The organism is Hymenobacter sp. R533113 (genome assembly GCF_056835965.1).
In genome coordinates, this window is record NZ_JAKWBD010000013.1 from 2,002,197 (window position 1) to 2,020,331 (window position 18,135).

The window sequence follows — 18,135 nt, forward strand, 5'->3', positions numbered from 1 at the left end:
CCGCCTTATTTGGCTGTTTATGAAGAAAACGCTTGTGCTCGGTCTGTTGGCCGGCGCTTCCCTGACCCTATCCGTGACCTCGTGCAAGAACCCGGATTATAAGAACATGGATGAGAATGTGGCTGTGAAGCCCCTGCCGCCCATTCCCGCCGCCGCCGACACCACCGGCGGCAAGCTCGACCCCAACGTGCCCCGCGAGATAAACGCCGTCAACGCTACGGAAGATATCAAGAACATGCAGCCTCAGATGTAAGCACGCTGCACTTAATGAAGAATGAAGAATGAGCAATGGCCGCCTGTCGTTGCTCATCTTCGTTTCCGTCATTTCGCCTTACCCCGATTCTTTAGTGGATGAACAGTAATGCGGAAATCCGTTCCGCGCTACTCTCCACATGCTCTAGTGGGCACTAAGTAATTCCTCCGTCTTTATATAAGCGCAGCGTTATGATTCGTCGTGGTACCCGTGCCGATTTGCCCCAAGTGCTGGCCCTTATTCAGGAACTAGCTGAGTATGAGCGTGCCCCGCACGAGGTGACCAACACCTTAGCTGATATGGAGCGCGACGGTTTCGGCCCCGACCCCATTTTTAAGTTTTTTGTGGCCGAAAATGCCCCCCAGCAGATCGTGGGAATAGCGTTGTACTACACCGCATACTCCACTTGGAAGGGCCGAATGCTGTTTCTGGAAGACCTGGTGGTAACGGAGGCGCTGCGCGGTACGGGCCTCGGCAAGCTGCTCTTCGACGCGGTGGTGGCCGAGGCACGGGCTACGGGCGCTAACCGCATGAAATGGCAGGTGCTGGAGTGGAATGAGCCCGCCATCGGCTTCTACAAAAAAATTGGAGCCAACCTCGACCCGGAGTGGCTCAACGGCAACCTCACCGCCGAGCAATTACAGGTCTATTCCTGCGCCCCCGCCGCGGAGGCAGCGGTAGGCAATCGGTGAGTGAGTGAGTGAGTGAGTGAGTGAGTGAGTGATTTTTTGAACACAAAAAGCCCCCTGGATGACTCTGGGGGGCTTTTTCGATAGGGTCGAGAACTGCTACTAGGCCCGTTCACTCACTTACTCATTCACTCATTCACCGCCTAGTCCATGACCTCTAATACGGTTCGGAAGGAAACGTACTGACCGGGAAAGCGGATTTCGAGGTCGGTGCGCAAGCCGGGGGCGGCCACGCGCTGGTATTCTTCGAGCTGCTCCAGGCTGTGGCAGTAGTACTGCGCCGCGTAGGTGACGCCGCCCTCTTCTTCATCGAGCAGGCGGCAAAGCTGACTACGAACAAAGAAACCAGTAGCCATTACCTCCGGCATATGGGTTTCGCGCATAAAAGCCAGCCATTCGTCCGCTATTTCTGGCTCGATGCTGCTGGTTACATTGTAAAGAATCATGATGTAAATGGTTAAATGGCTAAACCGTTAAATGGTTGAATGACTGCTTATTGAATGTCTCGTTGAACAATTAGCCATTTAGCCATACAACCATTTCATTCACACCCGCATAGGGTCGAATTGGAAATTCTGAATACGTGCCTGAATGGTTTTGGGGGGCAAATTTTCAGTGATAGTTGCCTGTACCAAGCCGGCCAGCTCGGCATCGCCGGCGAAGCGCAGCGACAAAATCTGCTTGAGTGAAAGCTGATTTTCCAGGGGGCGCAAGCTCTGGCCTGTGACCTCAAAGTAGCGCTGCCGCACTTCCAGCCGAATCAGGCGGTCCTGCAAAGTAAGGGCATAATGCTGACGTAGCATGACCAGCACGCCCAGTCCTACCACGGCCAGCACCATCAAGGAAAACCAGATACGCGAAATTTCGGAATCGTCGCCGGCTACGGCGGCGTAGCGCCTGCCGGTGTAGAAGGCCATAACGAGGGCAGCCGGCAACAATATAAAGTGATGCAGCGGGTAATAGCGAGCGGTGTTTTTGGTAGGCAGGTCGGCCATAAAGCGTAAATGAAAGGTGAATGTGTAAGCATAAAAAACTCCAGCCTGCGGGCTGGAGTTTTTAAAATTGTAAGCTATTTCCTACGGAAAGAAGCAGGGCTGCAGCACTACTAGTTTGCTTTTGAGCGCTGCCGCTCCGCTTTCATACGGAGCTTCTCGGCCTTCAACTCGGCCTGGCGGGCTTTTTCGCTTTGCTTGGTGGCTTTCAGCTGGCTTTCCTGAGCCGAAATCTGCCGTTTCTGTTCCCGGCGGGTGGCGTTCATCTCCGCTTTCTGCCGGTCCATTTCTTTCTTCTGCTCGCGCATATCGTCGCGCTGATCATCTAGCGCGTCGGACGTTTTTTCGCGCTCCTTGCGCTGCTCTTTCAGGGCTTGCTCATTGGTTTTGAGCGCTTCCTGCTGCTGCTGAATCCGCAGCTGTGCCGTGTCGGCCGTGGTTTGGGCCTGCGCCTGCACCGACTGGCTTAGAAAGGCTATACCAACTAAAGTGAGGATACTCGCTAATTTTTTCATGCTAGAGGAGGAAACAATTGTATAGCCCTCAAACGCTGCCCTATCCTAGAAAGTTACTGGTTGTTTAGGAAACTTCCAGATAATCAAGGTCTTTGCCATAACTCTCGGGCAGGGTGCTCACACTCCAGAAAGCTATCAGCAGCGATATAACTCCCAGCACGGCCGCGCTCCCGATAAGACCCAGTGGCCCAGTGAGTAACTGAAACGTAGGGGCAAGAATTATCACGGAGCCGCGGGCGAAATTGGGGGCTGTAGTAGCTACCGTGGCGCGCAGATTGGTGCCAAACTGCTCAGCCGCGACGGTCACAAATAAAGCCCAAAAGCCCACAGAAAAGCCCAACACGAAGCACACCGTATAGAAAGTGGTAGTGCTGGCCCCGCGCAAGCCAAACAAGTAGGCGGCTACCATAAGCCCGCAGAATACCAGAAACACCTGAAGTGCCCGATTGCGGCTACGCCACATCTGACTGAGGCCGCCGCTGGCAAAATCGCCGAATACCAGTCCGAAATAGCACCAGAATACCGCCAGGCCGGCCGTTACTTCACCCTGCACCCCCAGCTCCCGACCAAACTCCGGGGCCAGCGTTATCAGAATGCCGACTACAAACCACAGCGGCACCCCAATTAGCAGGCACTTAATGTATTTGGCCAGGCGCGGGCCGTTGGTGAATAAGTCCAGGAACCTGCCGCGTACGGCCTCACTACGCTTAGCTTGCTCAAACATGCCTGATTCGTAGACGCTTACGCGCAATAACAGCAAAGCAAGTCCGAGCCCGCCGCCGATAAAGTAAGCGTTGCGCCAGCCAAACCGCTCGCCCACCCAGTACGCCAGCATCGCCCCCGATACGCCGACCGTAGCCACTATCATGGTGCCGTAGCCGCGCTTTTCTTTGGGCAGGCTTTCGGCCACCAGCGTAATGCCAGCGCCTAATTCTCCGGCTAGGCCGATGCCCGCAATAAGCCGCAGCCAGGCATATTGATCGATGGTTTGCACGAAGCCGTTGGCAATGTTGGCCAAGGAATAAAGTAGTATAGAGCCAAACAGCACCGAAATCCGGCCTCGCTTGTCACCCAATATTCCCCACAAAATTCCCCCCAGCAGCATGCCGCCCATCTGCATGTTGATCAGATAAAGCCCTTGGCTGGTGACGGCGGCTTTATCCGTTACGCCCAACGCATTCAGGCTTTGGACGCGCACGATGCTGAACAGAATCAGGTCGTAGATATCCACGAAGTAGCCCAAGGCCGCCACAATTACCACCGCGCTAAACACAGAAGCGGGTTTAGTATTGGGGGGCAAAAGTGGAGCCGGGGCAGCAAGCTTGCTCATGAGGGCGAAAGTGAGGTTAAGGTTTGGTGAAGGTGAATATTTTTTGGGAAAAAGCCCCCAGCTGTATTGAGCGGTTCCGCGCTGGGAAATCTTGGCTGTAACGCGAAGCGGTGCTTCGCTTGTTGAACGACTAACGCAGGGGGCTTTTCAGTGAGCTATGCAGCTAAGCAACGCGAGGCGAAGCACCGCTTCGCGTTACAGCTATGATTCCTTGCGCGCTACTCCTCGCAGCCGCCGTGGCTACCTACCACCGGCACCGTATCCTCTACCTGCACGGTGCAATGGCTGATACCAAACTGAGCCTGCAATGTCGCCTGCAACTCCTTTAAGAAAGCATTGTTAGCACCGCCTGGGCGCACGAGGTGGGCACTAAGCGCGGTATCGCGGGTACTCAGGGGCCATACATGCAGGTCGTGGACCTGCGTAACGCCGGGGCGGGCGAGCAAAAACTGACGCACTGCGGCTATGTCGATGCCGGGCGGCACGGCTTGCAGGCTGAGCTGCACGGTTTCGCGCAGCAAGCCCCACGAGCTGTACGCAATCAGGCCCAGAATACCGAAGCTAATCAGCGCATCCAGCCGTAGCCAACCCGTCCAGAGCACCAATCCGCCCCCCACGACAACCCCGGCCGACACCAGCGCGTCGGTGAGCATGTGGAGGTAAGCGCCGCGCACGTTCACGTCGCCCTTTTGTCCGCTCCGAAACAGCCAGGCGGTGAAGCCATTAACCAGAATGCCGATACCCGCCAGCACCATCACCACGCGCCCATCGACGGGGGTGGGGTGGAGCAGGTGGTCGATGGCGTCCCAAAGGATAATGCCCAGCGCGGCGTACAACAAGGCCGCATTGAGCAGCGCCGCCTGAATAGTGGCGCTTTTCAAGCCGTAGGTGTAGCGCTCCGAGGCCGGCTTTTGGGCCAGACGAGTAGCACCCCAGGCCAGCGCCAAACTCAGCACATCGCTCAGGTTGTGGCCCGCATCGGAGAGCAACGCCGAAGAATTTGCCCACAGTCCACCGGCTGCCTCCACCACTACAAAGGCCAGATTCAGCCCAATACCTATCCCGAATGCCCGTCCGAAGTTGCCGTCGGTGGGGCCGTGGTGATGGTGGTCGTGGCTATGACCGTGCGTATGATCGTGGTGGTGATGGGCCATTTACTGCTTGTATAGTCTACTTAAATATCAGCGGAACTACCAGCTTCACGCTCACATTCCGACCCATATTAAACACGCCCGAGCGGCCGTTTGCTGGATTGAAGGCTGCGTATTTCAACCGGCTCAGGTGGCTTTGGTATCCTACGTTGAAGAGGTTGGTGCCCGTTAAGTAAATAGAAAACAGCGTTTTGGCTTGCTGGTTCACCACATCAGCCCCGATTCCGGCGTTGGTCAGCGTGTAGCTGGGCGTGCGGGTTTCGGTGCCAAAAGCGGAGAAGAAGCGGTTTTGGGCAAATGTGTGCTCAATGCCGGCGCGGGCGTAGAAATTTGCCAAGTGAGTGCCCGCTTTATTGAAGTTTACGCGCACCTCCGATTGGAGCCGGTCGGCGGGGATGAAGGGCAGATAGCGCAGACTGTCGGGCTGGTTCCGCTCCCGGGCGCGCACCACGGAGAAGCTGTTTTCAAAGTGCAGCCAGTCGAGCGGGTGGGGGTGAATGTCGAGGGTGATTTCGCCCCCCAGCAGGCGGGCATCGCCCTGACCATACACGAAAACGGGGTCACCGTCGGCCGAAAGCGAATCGATACCAGTTGCGCTGGGCAGGCGGCGGGGAAATATGTAGTTCTGAATCTGGTTGCGGAAGGCATCGACCCGCAGGCCGACGTGCTCGGTTTCGTAGCTGGCGCCCGCGTCGAGCTGAAAGCTGGTTTCGGCCTTCAGTCCGGGGTTGCCGATTTCGTAGCGAATAGTGCCTTCGTGAATGCCATTAGAGCCTAGCTCAGCAATATTGGGAGCCCGAAAGCCACGGGCCGCGTTGGCTTTTAGTACAAGCTTTTCGGTGGCCGCAAAAGAGCCCCCCACGCTACCCGATACATTCCGAAAAGTGCTCACGAAGCCCGGAAACTTCATTTCGCCGGTTGGTGCGGGTACGGGCTGCTCCTGCTCATTGAGGTAAAGGTTGTCAGCCTCGATGCGGCGCCAATCATAGCGCAAGCCGCCGCTCAGATCGAGCTTGCCAAAGGTCTTCTTGGTGACAGCGAATGCCCCGGCATCGAAAAGCTGATAGGCTGGGATGAGAAATTCGACGCCTTTATTCATGTTTTGCTGCTGCATGCCGCTGGTACCAATGGTGGTGTTCCAGCCGTTCATTTCGGGCAAAAAATAGCGCAAACTGTAGTCTATGGTGCGGAGCTGAAAGAACAGCGACTCCTCGTAGTAGTCGGCTGGGTTGCCAAACTCGCGGCGTAGGTTTTGCTGCCAGCCTACGTTGAGCGTCAAGCGGCTTTGGTTGAAAATAAAATTATTCTCGGTGCCGATGCGCAGATGATTGATCTGCTGGCGCGGCACCTGCAACGTGTAGGTGCGCAGGGCGGCGTCGTTTTGAGGCTCACCTATGATGTTATCGACGCCGCGAGCGACGGGCTTCAGAAACTGCCCCGTAGTGGTGTCCCGGTCGCCTTCCACTAAGCCAACAATCTGATTGAACGTGCTGAGCGTGAGGTGCGAGTAGCCCCAGCTTCTATTCAGGCCAATGTGGCCGTTGCCATTCAGCTCGCGGAAGCCGGAATTGAACACGCGGCCGTCGTAGGGGTTGCGGTAGTTGCTGGCTATTTTGCCGCTATTGCGGACCAGCCAGTTCAGGCCGTTCAGGTTGCCGGCATTCATTGCCGAGTAGCTCAATAAGCTGTTGTTGGTCTGATAGTTAGTGGCTACCGAGCCGATGATCTTGCCTTCTTCCACCGGATCAGGAGCTACAAAGTTTACCACGCCGGCCAGGCCGTCGGAGCCGTAGAGCAGGCTGCCAGGACCCTTAATAACCTCGGCGCGGTCGATGCCCGCTTCGTCGATTTCGATGCCGTGCTCGTCGCCCCATTGCTGACCTTCCTGGCGGGCGCCATTGTTCAGGGTTATCACCCGATTGGCCCCCAAACCCCGGATAATGGGCTTGCTGATGCCTACGCCGGTCGTGATTTGAGAGAGGCCGGGCGTGTGCGCTATGGCATCAATAACGTTAGTGGCCGCCGCCTGATTCAGCTGGCTGCGGCTCACGACGGTGGTAGGAATCGGGGAACGGCGCATCTCCGTGCTCGCCGATACGCCCGTAACCACGACCTGCCCAATTTCGGTAGCCGCCGGCACGAGCGCAACATCAAGCGACTGACCAGTGCCGGTATCGACGGTGCGCACGATGGTAGTGTAGCCTAAGCTGCGCACTTGCATCAGAAAACGCCCTTTGGGCAAGTTGGTGAAGCGGAAATTGCCATCCAGGCCCGTTGTCGTAACCCGGCGTAGATCAGGAAAAAGTACGGTGGCCGATGGGAGCGGCTCGCCGCTGGCCTGGTCTACCACGCGCCCAATGAGCGGAGCGGCTAAAGCGCGGCCAGCGGTTGACGCAGGAGTAGGGGCCGAAGTTTGGGCAAAAATGCCCCCCGATAGCAATAACAGCCCCGCGGTCAGAAGTATACGCGTCATAAGAAGGAATTCAGAGAGCAAAATACGGACTTGCTGTGCTACGGTTGGTATATGAAAAGAAAACACCGGCCAATGACCGGTGTCTTCCCCAGATTCTCCAAAACCAAACCAGGAGAAAAGAGCGGATGACCGTTTGCAGCCGGCCACCCTATGCCTGAAATATTCTTAGCGCACGGCCGTTGGAAAATTCACTTCCACATCGGTATCGCCGGATGTCGGTGTACCGTCTTTAGTGCCAGGCTGATGGCGCAACACAATACGCAGACTGCCGGTGGTGCCCGTTGCATTAGCGGCGCCTGTTACCACCTGGGTTTGCAGGCCGATAGGCAGGTTTTTGGCGTCACGATCGGTGATGGTGACGGCGACATTGGTGCCCGTGGGTGTGAACACGAACAGGTGCTCGTCGCTTTCGTCTTGAATTTCTTTGGTGATGTCCTCGGCGGGGCTTTTTGTCTCGTCGAGTAAGGTAAGGCGGCCGGTGTAGGTCGTATTCGGGGCCAATGTCAGGTTGCCGATGGTGGGGGCAGTGCCGCCGTCGCCGTCCGGGTCGCGGTATTCTACGGTCACGGTATTGCCGCCGGTAGTAGGCGTCAGCACGTAGCGCACGGTTGTGATTTGCTCGTTGCTTTCGTCGGGCGTTGGGCCGTCGCCATCGTCGTCGCAGGAAACAAAGAAAGGAGCGGCCACTAGCAGGCCAATCAGCGACTTGTTGAACAGGTGATTTTTCATGTTTTTAGAAATTAAGAAGTGAGAGATGAGAAGTGAGACAGGCAATGCCAGAGTTGTTAAATGGTAAATGGCCACTATTAAATGTTCAGCGGCACGCGCAGGCGCAGGGTCACGTTGCGGCCCATTTCGGCGGTGAAATAGCGGAAGCGGTTGAGGTAGTCGCGGTAGGTTTGGTTAAGTAGGTTAGAGCCGGCTAGGCTCACATCCAGGGGCAAGCGGCCCAGTCGCACCGTCGCCCCGATTTCGGCTCCCAGCAACACGTAGCCCGCGGGCGGCAACGCGTAGTCAAGCACTTCGGTTGGGATGCGAGTCTGGCGGGCCACACCGTAGGCGCCAAGTTGCGCGAAGCGCTGGCTGAAGCGGCTACCCGTCTGCTCACGCCAATCGTGGCGCAGGCTTAGCTCGGCCCGGTCGGCGGGCGTGAAGATGAGATAATCATTCAAGCGCTGGTCGCGGGCCCGGACCACGGCGGCTTTGCCCGCCAGCTGCCATTGCGGCGTAAGCGCGTAGCTGCCCGACGCATCTATGCCCCGATAGAGCGCATCGGTTTGCTGAAACAGAAACGTGGCTACCACGCCCCGAATATTGAGTGGGGCGGCAGCACCGGCACCTGGTAGATATAGTTCTGAATGTAAGTTTGGTACACGCTCACTTCCCCGTTGAAGCGTGGGTTGTCGTGCCAGGTAGCGGTCAGGCCAGCGTGCCAGGCGGTTTCGGGGCCCAGCGGCGACACGCCGTCGGGCCGCTCTACGTCGTAGCCAATATCAAAGCGGCCGTTGTGTACGCCATTGCTGAAGCGCTCATTAGCGGCGGGGGCCCGACGCGTGAGGCTGCCAGTGGCGCTCAGCGTGAGGTGCGGATCAGCATCAAAAATGCCCCCCAGCGAGGCCGCCGGCGTGGTGTACTGAAAGCGGTCGGTAGCCACGAAGAAGTTGCCGGAGTTGCCAATGGCCCGCTGAGTTTCCAGGTCGCGGCGGTCGAGGCGCAGGCCGGCTTCGAGCTGCCATTGCTTGTTGCGCCAGCGCTCGATCAGAAAAATGCCCCCCACCTTATTAGTATAGAAAGGGATGAAGGGCCGACCATCGTAGCGGTTGCTTTGGTAGGTGCCGCTTAGCCCCACGCTGCCCGCGAAGTTGCCCAGAGGCCTGTGCTCCCACACTAAATCGGCGGTAGTGGTGCGATTGGTGTAGCTGAGTTCGGGGCGGCTGAGGCGGGCGCGGTTGTCGTTGCGCGGGCGGTAGCGGTCATACTCGTCGCGCACGTCGGTTTGGTGGGCTAGCGTAGTTGTGAGCCGACCCGCCGTGCCCGTGCGCACGAAGCCCGAGAGCTTGAGCAAATCATGGCGCACCTGCTGGTAGGGCCGCTCAATAGCGTAGCTGAAATCCTGCGGCACCAGCGGGCGGCCGCGTCCCACGGCCAGGTCAAAATCGGCTTGGTTGCCCAGGTGCGAATCCGGTAAAATGCCCAGCTTGGTGTTGAACTGACTGAAGAAAACCTCTACCCCATAGCCACTTTTGCGCCAGCCCACAGCGCCCGAAAAATCATACTCCGCAAAAGCTGAATTCGGAATAACATAATCGGGCGTGCGCGCTGTGCCGGCGCGTTTGGCCGTGCCCTGCACCCGCCAGCTCAGGGCTGGCAGCTGGCGCACGTTGCCTTCTACCAATCCCGAAACGGCTCCCATGCCATTGTTGCTCATGCCCACCAAATTCAGCTCAGCTCCCGTGCCCACCGAGTCGCGCAGGGGCTTGGGCTGCACCAGCACCACGCCCCCGATGGCATCGGAGCCGTAGCGCACGCTGGCCGCGCCTTTTATCACCGTGAGCTGGGAAGCAATAAATGGGTCAATTTCGGGGCCGTGCTCCTGGCCCCACTGCTGGCCTTCCTGGCGCACGCCGTTGTTGAGAATGGTCACGCGGTTGGAGTGTAAGCCATGAATCAGGGGCTTGAAAATGCTGGGGCCGGTCTGGATGGCCGTCACACCGCTGATCTTTTGCAGCGCTTCGCCGAGGCTTTGTCCACGCGTTTGCTGCAGCTCGCGGCCCGTAATAGTGCCCGTGGCCTGGGGTACTTGCTCGGCTACGCGGGTGCCCTGCACCAGTGCCCCGCGCAGAGCCACGGCCGACGGATGCAGTTTAAAATCCCGAATCACGGCACTGTTCACCCGCACTTCCAGCGTCTCGGGCTCGTAGCCCAAAAACGTGACTTGCAGCCGGTAAACGCCGGGGCACACGTGCAAATGGTAGTTGCCGCTGGCATCGGACGCCACTACTTCCTCGGTATCGAGCAAGCGGACGGTAGCTCCGGGCAGCGGCTGGCGCGACTCGTGGTCGGTCAGGCGGCCGCTCAGAGAAAGCGTGCAGGCCGATTGCGCCCACCCAGCCTGCGGGCCGCTGAGTAGCCACAGCAGCGCCAGGAGCCGGAAGCGGCTTGGCAAAAGAGAAGACATAAAAAGGGAAACCGGGATTAACTGAACCGGCAGCCGCGCCTCTATCAACCCGCTTGGCGGGGAAAGTATAGGGACAGATTTGCCCCATGGAGGGCAAATTCAACAAGAGTGCGGCTGGTAAACGTGGTTAAGCCCGGCTAGGCGGCCCGCGCAGGTGTGCGGTTTGGGAAGCGCGGTGCGCTTCGCTAAAAATGCCCCCCAATACTTCACTGTCCGCAAAAGATACTGCAATGGGCAGCTCTAGGGGCGGTGCTGAGTAGAAGGGAACGTGGTAAAAATGGTCGATCTGGCAATGCTGGTGCTGGGCCGTGAGCAAGGCTTTAGCCTGGGCCTTATCGAGGCGGGTGGCCCGGGCGGGTTCCTCTTGCGTGTGCTCGTGTTGGTGCAAGGCTAATACCCACGCGTCGGGCAGTAGCACCCGCGTAAAGCAGAGCAGCAGCAATAGAGCCAGACGGGAGCGCAAGGTCCGCATTTGCAACAATGTGTCAGAAACAGTGAGGCAAAAGTACGTGAAAAACGATAAGTAGTTGATAAGACACATTTTTAATTACTGTCAGACAACTACAAACGCTACAAAACAAGGTAAGATAGACTGAATAAACACAGGGGTTGATCACCAGGCGCTCAGGATTTATATCAGTTCAGCTTATTAGATTAATTGAAGAAGGGAAATATTTAAATTTTGCTTAAAAAGGTAAATCCATGATCTTATCGGTATGTATAGACTTGCTGTTTTTTCCGAATGCAGAATTAAATAAGATATGAGGTTGCAAACTGTAAATTACTGGCAAGCAATTCGCTACTTGTAATCCTTGCTTTACTTTTAGCATTTTAGAAAGCCTCTCGCTTTTACATTCAAGATGATACTTGCTCAAATCGATTGTCTGCGCGTGCAGTATGATGAATCCTTGTGCCTGCTGCGCTACCAGTGGTACGGTGGAAACCCTTTGCACAGTTTTGCCCAAGCCATGAACTACCTGGCTGACCTGATACAAACCCACCAGATCAAGCGCGTACTCGTGGATATGAACGGCTTGCCCGATCTGAGCATGAAAGAGCAGATGTGGGTGGGCGTGAATTGGTTTCCGCGGGTAGCGGCTCAATCGGTGCAGCAGGTAGCCGTGGTGGTTCCTCCTTCCGCGACTTATAATCAGATGGTAGTAGAAAGCCTGCTAGGGCTTGGCCATCATATTACCCGCTTCGATGTGCAGTTTTTTGCCGACTCGGGCTCGGCGCTGGATTGGCTAACCAGCTCGCCCATTCATATGCTGGCCTTGATGGCTGAATGGCAATCAGCCTCCTAAAAAGCCCCCCAGCTGCTACTCCCGGCACCGGCACAATACAAACGTAATAGTTCGAGAACATTCAGGGCACAACAACTGCCGACCTTTGTAGTATAAAGATATACACCCCAGCTTCTTACCACCCACGCTATGAAAACATTGTCCGCACGACTACTGCGCCGCGTTGTGGCTGCCCTTCGTCCCGCCTCTAAAAAACCAGCTTCAGCCCATGCTGATGCGCTATTTGTGTAGCTGATCCGTAATTGGAGCTTCTCAGCTTTTAAGAATATAAGAAAAGGGCGGCTGAATTCAGTTGCCCTTTTTACTGTGCCATCGCTCCTGAAGTTAGCAGTAATAGGTGTGTCAAACTGGCAGCCGCGACGAGCGTGGAACAGGTTTTGAAATTCGCTGCTTTACGGAATCAGGCCTACAAGTCCTGCAATTCTGTCTAGTTTTCATTTTAAGACCCATTTATTAAGGCGCTATGCAAGAGACAGGTAGTATCTCGATTCACACCGAGAACATCTTCCCCATCATCAAGAAGTTTCTCTACTCCGACCATGAGATTTTTCTGCGGGAGCTGGTATCCAACGCCGTGGACGCCACCCAAAAGCTGAAAAGCCTGGGACAGCTCGGAGAGTTTAAGGGCGAGCTGGGCGAGTTGAAAGTGCGCGTAACGGTAGATAAAGAAGCGCGCAAAATCACCATCTCGGACCGTGGCCTCGGCATGACGGGCGACGAAATCAAGAAGTACATCAACCAGATTGCTTTCTCCGGCGCTACTGAGTTTGTAGAGAAGTACAAGGAGAAGGATGCCGCCGCCAAAGACCAGATTATCGGTCAGTTTGGCTTGGGCTTCTACTCAGCTTTCATGGTGGCGGAGCAAGTAGAAATCTGGTCGAAGAGCTACAAGGAAGGCGCGCTGACAGCTCACTGGACCTGTGATGGCAGCACGGAGTTTACGCTCGAAGAGCTAAGCGGTGAGCACGAGAAAGCCGAGCGCGGCACCGATGTAGTGCTGCACGTAGCCGCCGACTCCGACGAGTTTTTGGAAGAGGCCCGCCTGCGCACCATCCTGACGAAGTACTGCAAGTTTCTGCCCATCGAAATAGAGTTTGAGGGCACGGTAATCAACCAAACGCAGCCCATCTGGACCAAGCAGCCGGCCGAACTGACCGATGAGGACTACACCAAGTTCTATCAGGAGCTGTACCCGTTCTCGGAGGCGCCGCTGTTCTGGATTCACCTCAACGTTGATTACCCCTTTAATCTGACGGGCATTCTTTACTTCCCGAAGGTGAAGGACGAGCTGCAATTCCAGCGCAACAAGATTCAACTGTACTCGCGGCAGGTGTTTATTACCGATGAGGTAAAAGACGTGGTGCCCGAATTCCTGATGCTCTTGCACGGCGTGATCGACTCGCCGGATATTCCGCTGAACGTGTCGCGTAGCTTCCTGCAGGCCGACGCGGCCGTGCGCAAAATCAATACCTACATCACCAAGAAGGTGGCTGATAAGCTGGGCGAGCTGTTCCGGAAAGACCGCGCTGGCTATGAGCAGAAGTGGTCGGACATTGGCATGTTCGTGAAGTATGGGATGCTGTCGGATGAGAAGTTCTACGACAAAGCCAAGGATTTTGCCTTGGTGCAGAACGTGGGGGGCAAATTCTTCACCCTTACCGAATACCAGGAGTTTGTACAGGCTAATCAGAAGGACAAGAACGACCAGCTCGTTATTCTCTATACGACTGATGCCGAAGCCCAGCATGGCTACGTAGTTGCCGCTCAAGACCGTGGCTACGATGTGCTGCAGCTGGAAGCTGTGCTCGATCCGCACTTTATCGGTCAGCTGGAGCAGAAGCTTGAAAAAACTACGTTCAAGCGCGTGGATGCTGATACCATCGGTAAGCTCATCGAGAAGGATGAAACGACCGAAAGCGTACTCAGCGACGACGACAAAACACGCTTGCAGGAGCTGTTTGCCAAAGCCATCAGCAACGAGCAGATGCATGTGCAGGTAGATGCTTTGTCGCCGCAGGAAGCGCCCGTAATTATTACGATGCCCGAGTTTATGCGCCGTATGAAGGATATGCAGCGCACGGGCGGCGGGGGCGGAATGGCTATGTTTGGCTCGTTGCCGGATAGCTACACCGTGAGCGTCAACGCCAACCATGCCATTACGCAGCGGGTGCTGCAGGCCGACGAAGAAGCCGGCCGCAAGCTGGTGCGCCAGGCATTCGATCTGGCTTTGCTATCGCAGAATATGTTGAAGGGTGAAGCGCTAACTGCCTTTGTGAAGCGTAGCACCGACCTGTTGGCCACCGAGTAGTACTAAATAGCACACGTAGTTTTAAGTAGTACAAAACCCGCTGCCTTTACTGGTCAGCGGGTTTTGTTTTTGGTGGAGTCTGCTACAGTGAAAGGGCTACTTTCCGGCAGCCTCGGGGGGCAAATTTAAGCCGGGCACCAAATCAGGTTATCTTTACGTTCGAGGCTCTGAATACTGCCTGTTTCATTGATGCGCTTTTCCTGCTTTTCACTTGTTCTGTTGGTTTTGCTTTGGCTGGCTGCCGGTGCCTGCACTCGCAAAACCGTTTCCTTTAACAGCAAAGCCGATGACCCGGCGCTGAGTGCGCTGTCCGATTCCCTGGTTCAGAATAGCGATACGACCGGTGGGAAGATTGCCAAGCAGGTAACGCTCACTAAAGAGGAGGCGCGGGCTGCCCGCGCGAAGGAAAAAGCCGCCGAGCGCAAGCCAAAAAAGAAGAAGAACATCTTTCTCGGGGAGCCCATCAAGAAGGCCTACGTGAAGTCGGGGGCGAAGGGGCGCAATCAGATTACGGAGCAGTTTTATTACATGCGCACACCCAAACCTATTGATCCGTATGTGCCTACGCGCTACTATTTCGATGCGCGCAAGGGTCGGATTGTGCAGGACAGAGCCGGCGTAGACCCCGGCGACAATAAAGTGCTGCATGGGCCCTACAAGAAAATGCAGGGTGGCAAAATAGTAGAAACGGGCTATTTCGCGGTAGGAGCGAAGCACTTGCGTTGGGAGCGGTTCAATCGGGAAGGCATTCTACTAACCAAGATTCACTACGAGAAAGGCTTTCCGCGCGACGCTGAAATCACGTACTACGATGCGGAGCGTACCAAAATCAAGGAGATAATTCCTTATTACAACGGTAAGCTGGAAGGCGAATACGCCCGTTTTCTGGAAAACGGTCAGAAGGACTGGGATGGACAGTTTGAAAACGGCAAGAAAGTAGGGGACTGGTCGAAGTACTGGGGTTTCCGCAACCGCCGTCACTATCAATACCTCTACGGGGAAACGGGCTACGACCCGGAGGTGAAGGAACCAGTGCTACATAAGGAGTATAACCGAAACGGAGTGCTGGTATACGAGAAAGATAAGCTCGACAAGCGGGACGCCGTTACGGATCGGCCGGGTTCAAAGCGGAATTAAGAGGTCCATTTTACGAACGCACTACAGTATAGCGTACGAACTAATAAAAAGCGTCCTCGAAGTGCTCGATGCAGAAGCCATCGGCAAGCTGAGTAAGCGCCAGAATATCGAAGCGGATGTCGCCGTGCCAGTCTACGTCTTCCTGATACTGATCAGCGGCTAAACGAAAAAGCCGCCGCTTTCGCTCCGTTACGAATTCTTCGGGGTGACCGTAGCGACTGGAAGAACGCGCCTTTACTTCCACAAAAACCAGCAGCGCGTTGCCGCGCTGCACAATAAGATCTACCTCAGCGCGCCGGTGGCGGTAGTTGCGGCAGACAACGGTATAACCTTGCTTCAGAAAAAAATCGGCGGCGGCCGCTTCGCCGGCGTGGCCGAGCAGGTGGCCGGAGCCGGGCATGGCAAGATGGTTGGGGTTGGCTTTGGCGCTTAATATAGTACCTTTGTGCCTTTATTTGAGCGTTTACCGATGAATACCAATCCTGTTTCTATAACGACGGCTGAGTTTTTACCTGCGGCACCTGCTGGGGGGCAGAATCGGCGCGTCATCGTAGAGCGGCTTGGGCTGACTGAGTATGAGTCTGCCTGGGCGTATCAGGAGCAATTGCTGGCTGCTACAGTAGCAACCAAGACGCAAAACCGGCAGGCCGCGGAAGCAAATTTGCCCCCCGAGCCGACTCCCAACTACCTGCTGCTCTGCCAGCATCCGCACGTATACACCTTGGGCAAAAGTGGTAAAGCGGAAAATCTGTTGTTGAGTGAGTCGGAGCTGGCAGCGCACGGCGCAACGTTTCACCGCATCAATCGGGGAGGCGATATTACCTATCATGGTCCCGGCCAGCTGGTTGGCTACCCCATTCTTGACCTCGACAACTTCTTCACTGATATCCACCGCTACCTGCGCGTATTAGAAGAAGCTGTAATTCGTGTTTTGGCCGAATATGGCTTAACGGCGGGTCGCATTGCTGGCTTAACCGGCGTGTGGCTGGACTACGAAGAAAATGCCCCCCAGCCGCGTAAAATCTGCGCGATGGGCGTGAAATGCAGCCGTTGGGTAACCATGCACGGCTTCGCGCTTAACGTAAACACCGATCTCACGTATTTCGGCCATATCGTGCCCTGCGGCATTACCGACAAAGCGGTTACCTCCCTGCAACAGGAGCTGGGTTACGCAGTACCGATCACCGAAGTAGAAAATCGTTTGCTTCCTCACCTGGCAGCTTTGCTGGAGGCTGAGCTATCTGTTTGATTATCGAATGAAAGAAGATATTGTTTTTGATCCGGTAGAAGGAGTTTCCATAGCCATCGTACCCGATAACGATGCCGCTACGGAGGAGGGCAAGCCCGGTTGGCAAGTATATCTGCTCAACCACAATGATTATCCGTTGAGCAACGTTATCATCAGCTCCAATGGCTACGGCACGCTCGAAGACGGTGAAAAGGTGCGAACCTCCACCCTGCGGCATGTATTCGCAGAAGTGGAGCCTCGTAGCACGGTGCCCGTTGAGCCTATCGACCCTGATTTGTTTCACCTTAATAATCAGTACTGGGTAAGCTACTACCGCGGCCCGCAGATCTTCGATAAGAAGTTCATCTTCGTGCCCGACTCTATTGTGCCTGCCAATCTGATTCCTATTGCTCTGCTAGGCCGTGAAGGCGTGCTGCACGGGTAAAAGTTTACGTGCAGACGACTAAGGGCCTGTCCTGTCGTTTGCTTCATCTTCGAGCTGATACGTGATGAATGCTATTGGAATTACGCTGGGGTTGTCGTTTTTGTGGTCCTTTTTAGTGGCGCTGTTTGCGGTGCCCTCCATCATCTACATTGCCCACCTCAAGAACATGCTCGATACGCCCAACGTGCGTACCGTGCATGAGTCGCTTACCCCACGCCTGGGCGGTGTGGCCGTATTTGCCGGCTTTATGTCGGCCCTGACCATCTTTGCTGACCTCACCAATGGCGTTCAACAATTGCTGGCAGGCTGTATTGTCCTGTTTTTCGTGGGGCTAAAAGATGATTTGGTGTCCATTTCAGTTACCAAGAAATTCGTGGGCCAGCTTCTCGCTACCGGTATTGTGATGGTGATGGCTGATATACGCATCACTAGTTTTCAGGGTATCCTTGGCGTTCATGAGTTACCCATTGGCATCAGCTACTCATTCACTTTCTTAGTAATAGTGGGTATCACTAACGCCATCAACCTCATTGATGGCCTGGATGGATTGGCGGGTACCATTGTCAGCATTATCGTTATTACGCTTGGTTACTTTTTCTACCAGTATGGAGGATCTGACTTTGGTAATTACGTGTATGTGTCGATTTGCGTGCTGGGGGCACTTTAGGCTTCCTGCGTTACAACTTTCATCGGGCCACCATTTTTATGGGCGATACCGGGTCGTTGGTGTGCGGCTTTATCGTTTCCATCCTAACCATTCAGTTTATTGAGATGGGTGCCCAGCTAGGTCAGCCATTTGGGGCGTCAGCCCCTTCAGTGGCCGTCGGAATCTTGTTCGTGCCCCTCTTCGATACGCTTAGGGTATTCCTGATTCGAATGATGGCAGGCCGCTCACCATTCTCGCCGGATAAAAACCATGTGCATCACCGCATCCTGGCTATGGGCTTTCAGCAAATCAGCACCGTGATGTTGTTGGGCTTATTGAATTTGGTGGTTATCTTATTCGTTGTCAACTTCGCCGAGCTGGGCAATACGATTCTAATTGCTGCATTAGTGGCCTTTTCAGTGCTGATAAGCATTTTTTTGGGCGTATATCGTAGCCGTACTGCTCAACAGCGAGTAGCTTCTTAAA

General features: G+C 55.4%; 20 protein-coding genes. 9 read left to right on the plus strand and 11 right to left on the minus strand.

Features of this window, described 5'->3' with window-relative positions:
• Nucleotides 1-19: 19 nt before the first annotated feature.
• Nucleotides 20-253 carry a hypothetical protein gene (locus MKZ35_RS18170; RefSeq protein ID WP_482514598.1) on the plus strand — a complete coding sequence of 78 codons (234 nt, stop codon included), beginning with the start codon at nucleotides 20-22 and terminating at the stop codon, nucleotides 251-253.
• 191 nt (nucleotides 254-444) lie between these two features.
• Complete coding sequence (locus MKZ35_RS18175) at nucleotides 445-945, plus strand: GNAT family N-acetyltransferase (protein WP_482514599.1); 501 nt, start codon at nucleotides 445-447, stop codon at nucleotides 943-945.
• A 140-nt stretch (nucleotides 946-1,085) separates the two neighbouring features.
• Here MKZ35_RS18175 and MKZ35_RS18180 read toward each other — a convergent pair whose 3' ends face one another.
• The 10 genes from MKZ35_RS18180 to MKZ35_RS18225 form a co-directional block, all read right to left on the minus strand.
• A complete protein-coding gene (locus MKZ35_RS18180) occupies nucleotides 1,086-1,388 on the minus strand; it encodes a DUF4286 family protein (protein ID WP_482514600.1) in 303 nt (100 codons plus the stop codon).
• A 99-nt stretch (nucleotides 1,389-1,487) separates the two neighbouring features.
• Nucleotides 1,488-1,937, minus strand: coding sequence for a DUF6526 family protein (locus MKZ35_RS18185; protein ID WP_482514601.1), 450 nt, complete (start codon nucleotides 1,935-1,937; stop codon nucleotides 1,488-1,490).
• A 110-nt stretch (nucleotides 1,938-2,047) separates the two neighbouring features.
• A complete protein-coding gene (locus MKZ35_RS18190) occupies nucleotides 2,048-2,449 on the minus strand; it encodes a hypothetical protein (RefSeq protein WP_482514602.1) in 402 nt (133 codons plus the stop codon).
• A 64-nt stretch (nucleotides 2,450-2,513) separates the two neighbouring features.
• Nucleotides 2,514-3,779 (minus strand): MFS transporter, encoded by a 1,266-nt coding sequence (locus MKZ35_RS18195; RefSeq protein WP_482514603.1) that lies wholly within the window; start codon nucleotides 3,777-3,779, stop codon nucleotides 2,514-2,516.
• Between the two features lie 218 nt (nucleotides 3,780-3,997).
• Nucleotides 3,998-4,933 (minus strand): cation diffusion facilitator family transporter, encoded by a 936-nt coding sequence (locus MKZ35_RS18200; protein WP_482514604.1) that lies wholly within the window; start codon nucleotides 4,931-4,933, stop codon nucleotides 3,998-4,000.
• A gap of 16 nt (nucleotides 4,934-4,949) precedes the next feature.
• Nucleotides 4,950-7,403 (minus strand): TonB-dependent receptor, encoded by a 2,454-nt coding sequence (locus tag MKZ35_RS18205; protein WP_482514605.1) that lies wholly within the window; start codon nucleotides 7,401-7,403, stop codon nucleotides 4,950-4,952.
• 165 nt (nucleotides 7,404-7,568) lie between these two features.
• Nucleotides 7,569-8,132, minus strand: a complete 564-nt coding sequence (locus MKZ35_RS18210; RefSeq protein ID WP_482514606.1) for a hypothetical protein — start codon at nucleotides 8,130-8,132, stop codon at nucleotides 7,569-7,571.
• Nucleotides 8,133-8,209: 77 nt separating this feature from the next.
• Entirely contained in the window at nucleotides 8,210-8,707 is a 498-nt protein-coding gene (locus tag MKZ35_RS18215) for a hypothetical protein (RefSeq protein ID WP_482514607.1), read from the minus strand.
• Entirely contained in the window at nucleotides 8,701-10,581 is a 1,881-nt protein-coding gene (locus MKZ35_RS18220; protein ID WP_482514608.1) for a TonB-dependent receptor, read from the minus strand. Before MKZ35_RS18220 ends, MKZ35_RS18215 begins: the two co-directional genes overlap by 7 nt.
• Nucleotides 10,582-10,708: 127 nt before the next feature.
• The gene (locus MKZ35_RS18225) at nucleotides 10,709-11,053 is read right to left on the minus strand and encodes a hypothetical protein (protein ID WP_482514609.1); all 345 of its coding nucleotides are present in this window, start codon (nucleotides 11,051-11,053) and stop codon (nucleotides 10,709-10,711) included.
• A 388-nt stretch (nucleotides 11,054-11,441) separates the two neighbouring features.
• Here MKZ35_RS18225 and MKZ35_RS18230 point away from each other — a divergent pair, with 388 nt between their 5' ends.
• The 3 genes from MKZ35_RS18230 (at nucleotide 11,442) to MKZ35_RS18240 (ending at nucleotide 15,330) form a co-directional block, all read left to right on the plus strand.
• Nucleotides 11,442-11,885, plus strand: coding sequence for a hypothetical protein (locus MKZ35_RS18230; RefSeq protein WP_482514610.1), 444 nt, complete (start codon nucleotides 11,442-11,444; stop codon nucleotides 11,883-11,885).
• Between the two features lie 463 nt (nucleotides 11,886-12,348).
• On the plus strand, nucleotides 12,349-14,193 hold the full coding sequence (gene htpG, locus MKZ35_RS18235; protein WP_482514611.1) for a molecular chaperone HtpG: 1,845 nt from the start codon (nucleotides 12,349-12,351) through the stop codon (nucleotides 14,191-14,193).
• Nucleotides 14,194-14,418: 225 nt separating this feature from the next.
• Nucleotides 14,419-15,330 carry a toxin-antitoxin system YwqK family antitoxin gene (locus MKZ35_RS18240; protein WP_482514612.1) on the plus strand — a complete coding sequence of 304 codons (912 nt, stop codon included), beginning with the start codon at nucleotides 14,419-14,421 and terminating at the stop codon, nucleotides 15,328-15,330.
• Nucleotides 15,331-15,370: 40 nt separating this feature from the next.
• Here the strand turns inward: MKZ35_RS18240 and MKZ35_RS18245 are convergent, their stop codons facing one another.
• Nucleotides 15,371-15,730 carry a YraN family protein gene (locus tag MKZ35_RS18245; RefSeq protein ID WP_482514613.1) on the minus strand — a complete coding sequence of 120 codons (360 nt, stop codon included), beginning with the start codon at nucleotides 15,728-15,730 and terminating at the stop codon, nucleotides 15,371-15,373.
• Between the two features lie 69 nt (nucleotides 15,731-15,799).
• On the opposite strand from MKZ35_RS18245, the gene lipB reads away from it, so the two are divergent.
• The 4 genes from lipB (at nucleotide 15,800) to MKZ35_RS18265 (ending at nucleotide 18,134) form a co-directional block, all read left to right on the plus strand.
• The gene (lipB, locus tag MKZ35_RS18250) at nucleotides 15,800-16,579 is read left to right on the plus strand and encodes a lipoyl(octanoyl) transferase LipB (RefSeq protein ID WP_482514614.1); all 780 of its coding nucleotides are present in this window, start codon (nucleotides 15,800-15,802) and stop codon (nucleotides 16,577-16,579) included.
• 7 nt (nucleotides 16,580-16,586) lie between these two features.
• A complete protein-coding gene (locus MKZ35_RS18255) occupies nucleotides 16,587-17,003 on the plus strand; it encodes a hypothetical protein (RefSeq protein WP_482514615.1) in 417 nt (138 codons plus the stop codon).
• A 64-nt stretch (nucleotides 17,004-17,067) separates the two neighbouring features.
• Nucleotides 17,068-17,670 (plus strand): glycosyltransferase family 4 protein, encoded by a 603-nt coding sequence (locus MKZ35_RS18260; RefSeq protein WP_482514792.1) that lies wholly within the window; start codon nucleotides 17,068-17,070, stop codon nucleotides 17,668-17,670.
• A 38-nt stretch (nucleotides 17,671-17,708) separates the two neighbouring features.
• Complete coding sequence (locus MKZ35_RS18265; protein ID WP_482514616.1) at nucleotides 17,709-18,134, plus strand: hypothetical protein; 426 nt, start codon at nucleotides 17,709-17,711, stop codon at nucleotides 18,132-18,134.
• Nucleotide 18,135: the final 1 nt, after the last annotated feature.

Coding starts and splice junctions, on each gene's coding strand:
- MKZ35_RS18170 (WP_482514598.1), top strand. CDS start 20: ATGAAGAAAACGCTTGTGCTCGGTCTGTTGGCCGGCGCTTCCCTGACC.
- MKZ35_RS18175 (WP_482514599.1), top strand. CDS start 445: ATGATTCGTCGTGGTACCCGTGCCGATTTGCCCCAAGTGCTGGCCCTT.
- MKZ35_RS18180 (WP_482514600.1), bottom strand. CDS start 1,388: ATGATTCTTTACAATGTAACCAGCAGCATCGAGCCAGAAATAGCGGAC.
- MKZ35_RS18185 (WP_482514601.1), bottom strand. CDS start 1,937: ATGGCCGACCTGCCTACCAAAAACACCGCTCGCTATTACCCGCTGCAT.
- MKZ35_RS18190 (WP_482514602.1), bottom strand. CDS start 2,449: ATGAAAAAATTAGCGAGTATCCTCACTTTAGTTGGTATAGCCTTTCTA.
- MKZ35_RS18195 (WP_482514603.1), bottom strand. CDS start 3,779: ATGAGCAAGCTTGCTGCCCCGGCTCCACTTTTGCCCCCCAATACTAAA.
- MKZ35_RS18200 (WP_482514604.1), bottom strand. CDS start 4,933: ATGGCCCATCACCACCACGATCATACGCACGGTCATAGCCACGACCAC.
- MKZ35_RS18205 (WP_482514605.1), bottom strand. CDS start 7,403: ATGACGCGTATACTTCTGACCGCGGGGCTGTTATTGCTATCGGGGGGC.
- MKZ35_RS18210 (WP_482514606.1), bottom strand. CDS start 8,132: ATGAAAAATCACCTGTTCAACAAGTCGCTGATTGGCCTGCTAGTGGCC.
- MKZ35_RS18220 (WP_482514608.1), bottom strand. CDS start 10,581: ATGTCTTCTCTTTTGCCAAGCCGCTTCCGGCTCCTGGCGCTGCTGTGG.
- MKZ35_RS18225 (WP_482514609.1), bottom strand. CDS start 11,053: ATGCGGACCTTGCGCTCCCGTCTGGCTCTATTGCTGCTGCTCTGCTTT.
- MKZ35_RS18230 (WP_482514610.1), top strand. CDS start 11,442: ATGATACTTGCTCAAATCGATTGTCTGCGCGTGCAGTATGATGAATCC.
- htpG (WP_482514611.1), top strand. CDS start 12,349: ATGCAAGAGACAGGTAGTATCTCGATTCACACCGAGAACATCTTCCCC.
- MKZ35_RS18245 (WP_482514613.1), bottom strand. CDS start 15,730: ATGCCCGGCTCCGGCCACCTGCTCGGCCACGCCGGCGAAGCGGCCGCC.
- lipB (WP_482514614.1), top strand. CDS start 15,800: ATGAATACCAATCCTGTTTCTATAACGACGGCTGAGTTTTTACCTGCG.
- MKZ35_RS18255 (WP_482514615.1), top strand. CDS start 16,587: ATGAAAGAAGATATTGTTTTTGATCCGGTAGAAGGAGTTTCCATAGCC.
- MKZ35_RS18260 (WP_482514792.1), top strand. CDS start 17,068: ATGAATGCTATTGGAATTACGCTGGGGTTGTCGTTTTTGTGGTCCTTT.
- MKZ35_RS18265 (WP_482514616.1), top strand. CDS start 17,709: ATGGGCGATACCGGGTCGTTGGTGTGCGGCTTTATCGTTTCCATCCTA.